This window comes from Actinoplanes sp. NPDC048791 (genome assembly GCF_040650095.1).
Lineage (GTDB): Bacteria > Actinomycetota > Actinomycetes > Mycobacteriales > Micromonosporaceae > Actinoplanes.
The window spans coordinates 1-11312 of record NZ_JBEZGQ010000184.1 but is presented as its reverse complement, the minus strand read 5'-3'; the positions used below and the strand labels follow the sequence as shown (position 1 = coordinate 11312).

The 11312-nt window shown below is 71.2% G+C and carries 9 protein-coding genes; 4 read left to right on the top strand and 5 right to left on the bottom strand.

Going from position 1 to position 11312, the window contains the following annotated elements:
• Nucleotides 1-23: 23 nt before the first annotated feature.
• The 4 genes from AB0C29_RS16235 to AB0C29_RS16220 form a co-directional block, all read right to left on the bottom strand.
• A complete protein-coding gene (locus AB0C29_RS16235; protein ID WP_360549954.1) occupies nucleotides 24-512 on the bottom strand; it encodes a CAP domain-containing protein in 489 nt (162 codons plus the stop codon).
• A 184-nt stretch (nucleotides 513-696) separates the two neighbouring features.
• Nucleotides 697-2769 carry an acyltransferase family protein gene (locus tag AB0C29_RS16230; protein WP_360820873.1) on the bottom strand — a complete coding sequence of 691 codons (2073 nt, stop codon included), beginning with the start codon at nucleotides 2767-2769 and terminating at the stop codon, nucleotides 697-699.
• 5 nt (nucleotides 2770-2774) lie between these two features.
• The gene (locus tag AB0C29_RS16225) at nucleotides 2775-4046 is read right to left on the bottom strand and encodes a nucleotide sugar dehydrogenase (RefSeq protein WP_360820872.1); all 1272 of its coding nucleotides are present in this window, start codon (nucleotides 4044-4046) and stop codon (nucleotides 2775-2777) included.
• A 19-nt stretch (nucleotides 4047-4065) separates the two neighbouring features.
• Nucleotides 4066-5913, bottom strand: coding sequence for a stealth family protein (locus AB0C29_RS16220; RefSeq protein WP_360820870.1), 1848 nt, complete (start codon nucleotides 5911-5913; stop codon nucleotides 4066-4068).
• Nucleotides 5914-6192: 279 nt separating this feature from the next.
• On the opposite strand from AB0C29_RS16220, the gene AB0C29_RS16215 reads away from it, so the two are divergent.
• From AB0C29_RS16215 to AB0C29_RS16200, 4 genes are all read left to right on the top strand, one after another.
• On the top strand, nucleotides 6193-6432 hold the full coding sequence (locus AB0C29_RS16215) for a hypothetical protein (protein WP_360549946.1): 240 nt from the start codon (nucleotides 6193-6195) through the stop codon (nucleotides 6430-6432).
• A gap of 64 nt (nucleotides 6433-6496) precedes the next feature.
• Entirely contained in the window at nucleotides 6497-8056 is a 1560-nt protein-coding gene (ffh, locus tag AB0C29_RS16210; protein WP_360820868.1) for a signal recognition particle protein, read from the top strand.
• 33 nt (nucleotides 8057-8089) lie between these two features.
• On the top strand, nucleotides 8090-8740 hold the full coding sequence (locus AB0C29_RS16205) for a Uma2 family endonuclease (protein ID WP_360820866.1): 651 nt from the start codon (nucleotides 8090-8092) through the stop codon (nucleotides 8738-8740).
• A gap of 25 nt (nucleotides 8741-8765) precedes the next feature.
• A complete protein-coding gene (locus AB0C29_RS16200) occupies nucleotides 8766-9842 on the top strand; it encodes an amidohydrolase family protein (protein ID WP_360820864.1) in 1077 nt (358 codons plus the stop codon).
• Here AB0C29_RS16200 and AB0C29_RS16195 read toward each other — a convergent pair.
• Nucleotides 9832-11244, bottom strand: a complete 1413-nt coding sequence (locus tag AB0C29_RS16195; RefSeq protein ID WP_360820862.1) for a PQQ-binding-like beta-propeller repeat protein — start codon at nucleotides 11242-11244, stop codon at nucleotides 9832-9834. The two genes, AB0C29_RS16200 and AB0C29_RS16195, sit on opposite strands and share 11 nt — an antisense overlap.
• Between the last annotated feature and the right edge of the window lie 68 nt (nucleotides 11245-11312).

Here is an 11312-nt window from a genome sequence, read left to right as displayed (position 1 = left end):
GTGAAGCCTGGGCGGCGCCGCGGTCAGCGGCTGCCGAAGTCCTGGGTGTAGTACGGCGTGCCGTTGGCGGAGTACACGACGCCGACGGCGAACGTCTTGGCGCCACAGTCGAGCAGGTTGCGGCGGTGACCCGGGCTCTTCATCCACGCGTTGACGACCTCGGCGGCGCTGCGGTAGCCCCACGCGATGTTCTCGCTGCGGGCGGCGGTGTAGCCGGCCGCCTTGGCCCGGGCGACGAACGTGGAGCTCGCCGAGCCGGTGTGGCTGAACTTGCCGGTCGTGGCCATGTACTTGCTGTGGCCCCGGGCCGCCCACAGCAGCTCCGCGTTGACCCGCAGGCCCTTGCAGCCGGCCTTGACCCGCTCCTTGTTCGACAGGCTGACGACCTGGGTCTGCAGCGTGGTGAAGGAGACGGTGGCGGCCTCGGCCGGGGTGGCGATCGCGACCATGCCGAGCAGTGCGGCGGGGATCATCGCGAGGGTGGCGAGGCGACGGACCAGGGTCTTCTGCACGGGTCAACCTTTCGAGGAACACCGCCTGGACGTCTTGTTCGCCAGGTACGCCATTCCCTTCGGAAGTCCCGCAGGGTTGGCTGATGCCTCTTCAGGTGCCTTGGTGTGAGTGCTCAGTTGCCGCCCAGTTGCCTGCCGTACCGCGGTTGCGGGCGCGGCGCCGGCCGGTTGCGGAACGGGAGCCTTATCGCCGCAACGCCTCCGCGAGCAGCGGTACGAGCAACCGGCTGTACGCCGTGGTGATGTGGTGCTGGTCCTTGTAGACCAGCAGGTTGCCCACGATGACCGGACACGTCGTCGCGGTGCAGAACCACGGCAGCGGGTCGATGACCGTCGCACCCTCGGCCCGGGCCACTCCGGCCACCAGCGCCCGCCGCTTGCGGAACTGGACCGCGTCGGCCCGGCTGCGGGCGCACGCCGCGGGATTGTCCAGATGCGCCGACAGGCAGTCGGGCACGTTGCGGGCCTGCCACGGGGTGTCGTTGACGTAGTACACCTCGGTGCCCGGTCCCTTGACCGCGTCCAGCGAGCGGCGCCACGCGGCCGACCAGGCGTCGTCCAGCGAGCCGGTCACGTCCAGCAGCGGGGCGTTGGGCAGGGTCGAGGCCATGATGACCTTCGCCGGGCGCAGCGACCGGATGTGGCGCCAGGCCGCCCGGCGCCACTGCACGCATTCGGTGAAGCGCCGCTTGAGTGCGTCCTCGTAGATCACCACGTCCGCGGCCGAGCAGGCGCTCTTGGTGACCACGACGAGCTTCCAGTGCCGCTGCAGGGCGATCGCCTCCAGCGCCGGGAACCAGTGGCCGGCGTGTGAGTCGCCGAACAGCACGACCGTGGTGGGCGAGGACAGGTCACCGTAGGCGCACGGGGTCTTCACCTCGGGGTCCGCGAACGCCGGGGAGCACTTGTCCGCGTACAGGCGGGGTTTGTCCTTGGCCGCGGCGGCCAGCGCCGGGGTGAGGTTGGCCGGCACGGCCGGCATCCCGGCGGCCAGGGCCAGGTTCTGCTGGAGCTTGGCCACGCCGGTCAGGGCCGGCGCCCGGTAACCCGTGCCGCCGGTGCTGCCCACCAGCACGGTGATCAGCACACACAGTCCGGCGGCGAGCAGCGAGACGACCGCGCCGGCGGTCAGGCCACGCCACGGCCGGTCGCGCAGGGCGGCGAGGTGCCGCACCGGGTTCTCCACCAGCGCGTACGTCAGCGCGGCCAGCACCAGGGCACCGAGGGCGACCAGTACGTTCTCCGCGGCGGTGAGCTGGCGGCCGAGGGCGAACGGGGCGATGAGCAGTACCGGCCAGTGCCACAGGTACCACGAGTACGAGAGCCGGCCGATGACCTGGAGCACCGGTGCGCCGAGCAGGCCGGCCGGGCGGGCGCAACCACCGGCGATGACGGCCGCGGTGCCGAGTACGGGCAGCAGGGCGGCGTACCCGGGGAACGGCGTCGCCGCGGTGAAGCTCAGAGCCGCGACCACCACGGCGCCCAGCCCGCTGCCGATCAGCAGCTTCGCGGGCAGCGGGGGAAGCCGCCGCAGCCGGTCGGCCCCGACCGCGAGCAACGCGCCGGCGCCGAGCTCCCAGGCCCGGGTGTGCGCCCCGAAGTACGCCCACCCGGCGTTGTGCTGCGTCTGCCAGATCGACACCGCGAGCGAACCGGCGGTCAGCACGGCCAGCACCGTGGTCAGCCCGCGTCCGCCGCGGCGCACCACGAGGAGCAGCAGCAGCGGCCAGACCAGGTAGAACTGCTCCTCCACGGCGAGCGACCAGAAGTGCTGCAACGGCGACGGGGCCGACTCCGCGCTCAGGTAGTCGGTGCCGATCGCGGCCAGCCGCCAGTTCATCGCGTAGATCGAGGTGTGCAGCGCGTCCGAGACGATCTCCGACAACCGCAGCGGTGGCAGCCACAGCGCCGACGCGGCCACCGTCGCGACGACCACCACGGTCGAGGCCGGCAGCAGCCGCAGCGCCCGCCGGGCGTAGAACCGCGGGATCGAGACCCGGCCGGTGCGCTGCGCCTCGCGCAGCAACAACCCGGTGATCAGGAAGCCGGAGATGACGAAGAAGACGTCGACGCCGACGTAACCGCCGCCGATGAACGGCAGACCGCAGTGGTACGCGACCACGAGCAGCACCGCGACCGCCCGCAGTCCCTCGATGTCCCGCCGGTGCCGGGCCGGTTCCGGGGCCGGCGTGACGCCCGGTCCGGAGCCGGTGGGCCGGTGCCGCCGGGGCGCGGGGGTGACCGGCGCGGTGCTCATCTCGGTCACAGTCGGTGCGCCTCCGCGCCGTGGGTCACGCCCCGGGTGTCGAAGAACCGTTTGGCGATGCCGGCCAGGTGGTCGGCGTCGTACTCGCGGTGGTGCTGCACAAGGATCACCAGGTCCGCGGCCGCGGCTGCGCCCTCCAGGTCGTCCGTGCGGGGCACCTCCACGTCGCCGACGCTCCACCGCAGCACGTGCGGGTCGTGGTAGCTGAGCTTCGCGCCGAGCGCGGCGAGCTGCCGGGCCAGCGGGGTGGCAGGCGACTCGCGCTGGTCGGCGATGTTCGCCTTGTACGTGACCCCGAGCAGCAGCACCCGCGCCCCGTGCACCGCCTGCCCGTCGGCGTTGAGCAGGTTCTGCGCCCGCCGGGCCACGTACGCCGGCATCGTCGCGTTGATCTCCTGGGCCAGCTCCACGAACCGGAACGGGTAACCCAGCTTGCTGCGCACGTTGTGGCTCAGGTAGTTCGGGTCGATCGGGATGCAGTGCCCGCCGACGCCCGGCCCGGGATAGAACGCCTGGAAGCCGAACGGCTTGGTCGACGCGGCGTGGATGACGTCCCACAGGTCGATGTCCAGCTCGTGGCAGAACCGCGCCATCTCGTTGACCAGCGCGATGTTGACGTGCCGGTACGTGTTCTCCAGCAGCTTCGCCGTCTCGGCCTCACGGGTGCCCCGGGTGCGCACCACCGTGTCGATGAACCGCCCGTAGAACTGCGCCACCCGTTCGGTGCAGCCGGCGGTGTAGCCACCGACCACCTTCGGGGTGTTGCGGGGGCCGAACTGCTCGTTGCCCGGGTCGATCCGCTCGGGCGAGAACGCGAGGTGGAAGTCGCGCCCGGCGACCAGGCCGGAGAGCCGTTCCAGCAGCGGCCGGACCACGTCGTCGGTGGTGCCGGGATAGGTCGTGGACTCCAGCACCACCAGCATGCCCGGGCGCAGGTTGCGCCCGATGGCCTCGGTCGCGCCGGTGACCGCGCGCAGGTCCGGCCCGTCGCCGTCGGACAGCGGCGTCGGCACGCAGATCACGGCGACGTCCGCGGTGGCGATCAGGCTCTCGTCCACAGTGGTCCGGAAGCCGCCGGCGAGCATCTCGGCCACGTCCGCCTCGGACAGGTCGTCGACGTGCGAGCGGCCCGCGCCGAGCGCGTCGACCACCGCCGCGTTGACGTCGAAGCCGAGCACGGACAGGCCGGACCGGATGGCCTGCTGCGCCAGCGGCAGGCCGACGTAACCGAGACCGAGGATGACGGCGTCGTACCTCACGGGATGCATCTCCTTGATCGAGCGCCGGTCAGGCGACGGGCGTGTTGGTGGAGCTCTGTTCTCCGGTGCCGCGGTTGCGGTCGTGCTGCGCGGGCAGCGGGCCGGGGACGGCCGTGGCAGCGCGGCCGACCTGACGGCCCGGCAGTGCGGGCGGGGCCGGCGGCGCGGTGGTGGCGGACCGCGGCGAGCTCAGCTCGTACGGCGAGACGAACGGCAGGTACGCGGGCAGGAAGTCGGCCAGCATCGCCTCCTGGTCGGCCGCCACGGCCGGGTCGGAGTCGATGTCGTTGAGGCAGAACGCGTCCAGGTTGCGGTGCCGCAGCAGGTCGGCCAGCTTGAACGGGGTCACCGGCGCGGCCAGGTCGGTGTAGCGGAACCGGATCGTGCCCGGCACCGCCCGCCCGGTGAGGTAGGCGTAGTACTGCTGCAGCGACGACAGCAGCGAGATGTCGTCCGGGTGCCGGAACTGGTGGTTGGCGGTGGCCTCGACGTACTCGGCGAAGCGCTCCTCGATCTCGGCGATGACGCTGCGCCGCGACGGGTGCGGGGTGTGCTTCATCTTGCGGGTCAGCACCCGGCCGAAGGCGGCCCGGATCAGCTCCCGGTTGTTCTTGCCGGCCGAGTCGGCCGGCGGATCGGTCGGGCTGCGCGGCGCCGCGTCGACCAGCGCGGTGGACGGGAAGAAGCGGGTCAGCCCGCCGGGCGTGAAGAACAGCTCGGGCCCGACCGGCCGGCCCAGGAACACGTCGTCGTTGAGGTAGAGGAAGTGCTCGCTGAGCCCGGGGATGCGGTGCAGCCGGGACTCGATGGCCTGCGAGTTGAACGTCGGCAGGGTGCCGGTCTCGCCGAAGATCTCCTTGTGGCTGACCACGGTGATCCGCGGATGGGTGGTGTCCAGCCAGGCCGGCACCTGGTCGTCGGTGACCAGGAAGACGTGCCGGATCCAGGGGGCGAAGCAGTGCAGGGCGCGCAGCGAGTAGCGCAACTCGTCGCGGGAGGCGTACCGGGAGTCGTTGTTGGCGAGCTTGCTGGCTCCCTGCAGCCAGGTGTTGGTGGCCAGCGCGGCGGCCTTGCGGGACTGCCAGGCCGGGTCGCCGCCGTCGACCCAGGTGTAGACGGCGTCGATCGGGAAGCTGATCCGGTCCAGGCTCGGCGTCGTGAAGATCTCCCGGGTCCGGTAACGGGCGGGATCGTCGGGTGCGCTGAACGCGCCGAAGGCGGGCTCGCCGGCGCGGACCACCGGCTCGTCGGCCGGGATCACGTCGGCGATCGGGTTGGCCCGCGGCCCGGACAGCACGCCGTCCTGCTGGCGCCAGAACTCGATGTCGCAGCCCACGTCGAGGCCGAGCAGCAGGCTGCCGCCCGGATCGGTGACCGGCCAGCACACCCGCAGGATCTCCGCGGTGCGCCGGGCCCGGCGGCCCTGGTGCCCGCGCGGCCGCACGACCTGCAGGATCCCGGTGCCGGCCCCGGTGAGTTCCTCCAGCGTGCGGACCACCAGGGCCCGGTGCTGCACCGGTACGGCCACAGCGGTGTGCAGCAGCGCGCGGGTGGGCACCCGGAACCAGTCGACGCCGGCCGCTTCCAGGGCGGCGATGACGCGGTCCAGGTTCTGCCGCCGTACCTCGGCCGGGCTGGCCGCCGGGTCCCGGCGTGCGGTGACCCAGCCGCGGCCGGCCCGGACCCGCATCGTCGGGGCGTCCGTCGCGGTGCGCATCAGCGGCAGCCGGGGCGGCGCGGACAGGTGCACGATCCGGCGGGCCATCCCGAGGCGCTGCTCGGGCGCGACGTGGGGCAGGACCCGGTGCTGGACCGTGCTGAGGATGCGCGCCCGGACTCCCCAGGGCGCCAGTCGCAGGATCCGCCGCAGGGGCACGCCGTAGTCCTTCCGCCGGATGTTCGTCGGGGCCGATCGATCAGCCGCCCGGTTCCTCGTGCCTCAACGGCCCGATTCATCAGAAGGTTGCGGTCGATGTCGGCTTTTCGGACATCTGTGCTATGTCAGAAGTTGCGCCTGTTACCTGCGGTATACGTGATTTATGCAGGTGGCGGGGCCGAACGCCGCCCGGCCACCCCTACGGGTCCGCCCCGATGCGCCCGCTTGCGTGGGCGAGGCATGGTGGACAACGGGTGGGTATCACTTCGGGAGGCTGAGATGGGCAAAGCAATCGCGTACCTGGTGGCGACGATCGCCGGCGTCATCGTGGTGGGCTGGATCGCGATCCAGCTGCTGCAGGTGCTGGTCGGTGCGCTGGCCTACCTGATCGTCGGCGCGGTCGTGGTCGGCGGCGGGGTCTACCTGTACGGCCGGGCGAAGCGCTCGCTGGCCCCGGGCACCCGCAACCAGCGGCGGATCGAGGCGGCGGCGAAGACGTACCGGATGCGCAACCGGTGAGCGTGCGAGCGGGCGGCTAGGCTTGCGGTCATCTCCTCACCTCTGACCAACGGGAAGTTGCGCCGTGTTTGACACCTTGAGCGACCGCCTCTCCGGGATCTTCACCAAGCTCCGCGGCAAGGGCAAGCTCACCGACGCCGACATCGACGCCACCGCGCGCGAGATCCGTCTCGCGCTGCTCGAGGCGGACGTCGCGCTGCCGGTGGTCAAGTCGTTCATCGCCAATCTGAAGGAGCGGGCCCGCGGCGCCGAGGTGTCCCAGGCGCTCAATCCGGCCCAGCAGATCATCAAGATCGTCCACGAGGAGCTCATCACCGTCCTCGGCGGCGAGGGCCGGCGCCTGCAGTTCGCCAAGCAGCCGCCCACGGTGATCATGCTGGCCGGTCTGCAGGGCTCCGGTAAGACCACGCTGGCCGGCAAGCTGTCCCGCTGGCTCAAGGGGCAGAACCACCAGGTCCTGCTGGTCGCGGCCGACCTGCAGCGCCCCAACGCGGTCAACCAGCTCCAGGTCCTCGGCGGCCGGGCCGGCGTCGACGTGTACGCCCCCGAGCCCGGCAACGGCGTCGGCAACCCGGTCCAGGTGGCCAAGGACTCGATCGAGCACGCCAAGCGGACGGCGAAGGACATCGTCATCGTCGACACCGCCGGCCGCCTCGGCATCGACACCGAGATGATGCAGCAGGCCCGCGACATCCGCGACGCCGTCGACCCGGACGAGGTCATCTTCGTCATCGACGCGATGGTCGGCCAGGACGCGGTCACCACGGCTGAGGCGTTCCGCGACGGCGTGGGCATCACCGGCGTGGTCCTCTCCAAGCTCGACGGCGACGCCCGCGGTGGCGCCGCGCTGTCGGTGCGGCACGTCACCGGCGAGCCGATCCTGTTCGCGTCCACGGGCGAGAAGCTCGAGGACTTCGACGTCTTCCACCCCGACCGGATGGCCAGCCGCATCCTCGGCATGGGCGACGTGCTGACCCTCATCGAGCAGGCCGAGCAGGCCTTCGACGAGGATCAGAAGGAGAAGATGACCTCCAAGCTGCTCGGTGGCGAGCAGTTCACCCTGGAGGACTTCCTCGACCAGCTGATCGCGGTGCGCCGGATGGGCCCGATCGCCAACGTGCTGGCCATGATGCCCGGCATGGGCCAGATGAAGGACCAGATCGCCGAACTCGACGACAGCCACTTCGACCGCGTCACGGCGATCATCCGCTCGATGACCCCGGGCGAGCGCACCAACCCGAAGATCATCAACGGCTCCCGCCGGGTCCGCATCGCCAACGGCTCCGGCGTGACGGTGATGGACGTCAACCAGCTGCTCAACCGCTTCACCGACGCGCAGAAGATGATGAAGCAGATGGGCGGCATGATGGGCCTGCCGGGTGGTGGGCGCCGCAAGGCCACCAAGAGCCCGAAGAACAAGCGCAAGGGCACCAAGGGCGGCAACCGTCCGCGCGTGGGTGGCGGGATGCCGGGCGGCTTCCCGGGCGGCATGCCGCAGCTGCCCCCGGGCCTGGACCCGAACGCGCTGGGTGGGGCCCAGGGGCTGCCGCCGGGTTTCAAGCTCCCGAAGATCGACTTCAACAAGCTCAACAACCCCAAAAAGCCCGGCGACGACAAGCGCTGATATTGGCATACGACAACTAGGCATGGAGCTAGTATGGTCAACGTCGATCCCTTCAAGGAGGAGCCGATGACCATTTCCGCGCCCTTGAGCTGGCTGTTCCCGGCCGAGCTCGATCTGCTGCGCCGTGACGACCTGACCGTCGACGACATCGCGAACCTTCCCCAGGATCTTCGCTATGAGTTGATCGACGGAAGGCTTGTCTTGACCCCTCTGGCCCTTCCCATCCACCAGTTCCTGAGCATGAGAGTGGGCAGCGCGATCGAGGAGCGTTGCCCGGACGAGTTCATCATCAACATCGAGCAGGCGGTCCTGATCGACCGGCACGACGAGCTGCGCCCGGATGTCATGCTCATCCGTGAGGAAGGCGCCGGCTATTCCCCGGTGCTGCCGGCCGACGTGCCGCTCGTCGTCGAGGTCGTCTCGAAGTCGTCGCAGAGCCGTGACCGCGAGGCCAAGCTGAAGAAATATGCCGAGGTCGGCATCCCCTCCTATTGGATCATCGATCCGCTGGTCGAGCGCGTGACGTTTACGCAGTTCTGCCTGGGCCCGGACGGGATGTACCAGCGTCGACTCCACACGGACGAATTCGTCACGGTCGACCAGCCGTGGGAGATCACCCTGGATCTCCCGGCCTGGACCCGCAAACGCGACCGCATCCGCCGGGTCGCCCGCCGGGACAGGTGAGGTGTTGATCGGGTAGGACATACGCATGGCGTTGCATGTGCGTGGGGTTCTGCTGCCCGATGACGAGGTCCGCGATCTCTGGCTGGTGGGGGACCGCATCACCCTCGAGCCAGTCGCCGGCGCCGAGACCATAAGTGACGGCGGGTTCGTCGTTCCCGGGCTGGTCGACGCGCACTGTCACCTCGGCATCCAGTACGGCGCCAAGCCCATCGAGAGCCTCGATCAGGCCCGCGAGCTCGCCCACACCGACCGGGACGCCGGCGTGCTCGCGTTGCGGGACGCCGGTTCGCCGTACCCGTATCCCGAGCTCGACGACGAGCCCGGCATTCCCCGCCTGGTCCGCGCCGGCCGGCACGTCGCGCCCACCCGGCGCTATCTGCGCGACATCGGCGTCGAGGTCGACGCCGCCGATGTGGTCGCGACCGTCACTGCCCAGGCCAAGGCCGGCACCGGCTGGGTGAAGCTGGTCGGCGACTGGATCGACCGGTCCGTCGGCGACCTCGCCCCGTCCTGGGATCCCGCCACCATGGCCGCCGCCGTCGAGGCCGCTCACGCCGCCGGTGTCCGGGCTGCCGTGCACACGTTCTCCGAGGAGGGCGTCGCGCAGATGGTCCGGGCCGGCGTCGACTCGGTCGAGCACGGCACCGGCCTGTCGCTGGAGCTGATCGACGAGATGGCCCGCCGCGGCACCGCCCTGGTCCCCACGATGATCAACATTCGGACCTTCGGTGGCATCGCCGACCAGGCCCGGGCCAAGTTCCCCGGGTACGCCGACCACATGCTGGCCCTGCGCGACGGCTTCCCCGAGGTGGTGGCGTCCGCGCACGAGGCCGGCGTGCCGATCTACGTGGGCACCGACGCGGGCGGCAGCATCCGGCACGGCCTCGCCGCCGAGGAGATGCTGCTGCTGCACGAGGCCGGCATCCCCGCCGCCGATGTGCTGGCCGCCGCCTCCTGGCGGGCCCGCGCCTGGCTCGGCTTCCCCGGCCTGGTCGAGGGTGGCCTCGCCGACCTGGTCGTCTACGAGGCCGACCCCCGCCGGGACCTGCGGGTGGTCCGCGCCCCGAGCCGGATCGTGCTGCGCGGCGCGGTCATCCGCTGAGGTTCCAGATCCGCAGGCTGGTGCCGACCGGGCAGGCCAGCCGCTCCGGCGTCCAGGCGCACGCGTCGGACGCCGGCGGCACCTCACCCAGCACGGTCACCTTCCCGTCCGGAAGCGTGAGCCTGCTGGCCGGCCCGGCGACGAGACTCGGCCGCAGCAGCAGTGTGTCCGTGTCGAGCCAGGACACCGAGCCTTCTGGCGTCGACAAGACCCGCTTGCCGTCCCGGTCGTAGACCACCAGCTGGCCGCCGGACCCGCCGACCAGCGTGTAGCCGTGCACGGTGGAGACCGAGGTGCCGTTCTTCGCCCCGGGCACCTGCCACAGCTGCCGGCCGGTCGCCGCGTCCAGCACCGAGACCGTACCCGTGGCGTTGCGGTCCTGGTCGCTCACGCAGACCCGCAGCTCACCGCACATCTGCAGCATGTCGAGCTGATGTCCAGGGCCCCGGGTGAACACCACCTTGGAACTGTCCTGAGCGGAGCGCAGGTCCGTCGCGCGTACCCGGAAGCCGTTCTGCTCGCAGCACTCGTGCTCGTCGTTGTAGAGCCACCCGTCGTACGCGAAGTAGATGCGCGGGTCGGTGTCCGGCGGCGCGGCTGCGACCGTACGTTTCAGCTCGCCGGTCGTGATGTCCCGGACCTGGACCTTGCCCGCCCGGGTGACCTGCACCAGCCGGTCGTCCGTGAAGTAGAACGGCCGGCCCAGCCACAGGTCCTCGTCGCGGTCCAGATAGGTGCCCATCGAGTACACCGGCCGGTCGGCCGGGGCCGGCTGCTGCCAGCGACGGACCCCGCTCGCCCAGTCGAACGCCTCCGTACGGCCGTTCGCCGACGCCCGGACCACCACGGACTCGTGCCGGACCACGTCGTCCCCGGGCTCGAAGGGCAACGCCCACCGCTCCCGGCCGTCGGCGGGATCAAAGATGTGCATTGTGTTGGCGGAACCGTGGCGCAAGGTGACCACCAGCGCCCGCGGCAGCAAGTTGACGGCGAGCAGTTCATCGGTGCGGCTGCCCAGCGGCCGGGCCGGCCAGGCGACCGCGCCGGTGCGCAACTCCACCGCGTTCATGCTGATCTGGCCGTTGAGGGTCTGCCAGGCGGTGTAGAGCCGGCCGTCGGTGCCCGCCACGGTCGCGGCCCGGGCCTGGTCTCCGAACTCGACCGGCGCGCCCACCGTCGGCAACGTGCGCTTCGACGTCACCGGCGCGGACTGCCGGTCGTGCCGCACCAGGACAACGCCCAGGCCGGCGGCGATCAGGCACACCGCGGCAGCCGCGGCGACCATGGCTCGGTTCCGGGTGCGCTGCCGCCCGCGGTGCCGGGCCTGCTCCGCCGGGGCCAGCGGGATGCCGTCCGCGTGCCGGCCCAGCGAGGTGAACAGGTCGTCGAGATCAGTGGGCATGGCCGGCTCCTTTCCGGGCTCCCGCGGCCCGCGCCGGGTCGACGGCACCCTGGAGGCCGCCGTCGACC

Coding starts and splice junctions, on each gene's coding strand:
- AB0C29_RS16230 (WP_360820873.1), bottom strand. CDS start 2,769: ATGAGCACCGCGCCGGTCACCCCCGCGCCCCGGCGGCACCGGCCCACC.
- AB0C29_RS16225 (WP_360820872.1), bottom strand. CDS start 4,046: ATGCATCCCGTGAGGTACGACGCCGTCATCCTCGGTCTCGGTTACGTC.
- AB0C29_RS16215 (WP_360549946.1), top strand. CDS start 6,193: ATGGGCAAAGCAATCGCGTACCTGGTGGCGACGATCGCCGGCGTCATC.
- AB0C29_RS16205 (WP_360820866.1), top strand. CDS start 8,090: ATGGTCAACGTCGATCCCTTCAAGGAGGAGCCGATGACCATTTCCGCG.
- AB0C29_RS16200 (WP_360820864.1), top strand. CDS start 8,766: ATGGCGTTGCATGTGCGTGGGGTTCTGCTGCCCGATGACGAGGTCCGC.
- AB0C29_RS16195 (WP_360820862.1), bottom strand. CDS start 11,244: ATGCCCACTGATCTCGACGACCTGTTCACCTCGCTGGGCCGGCACGCG.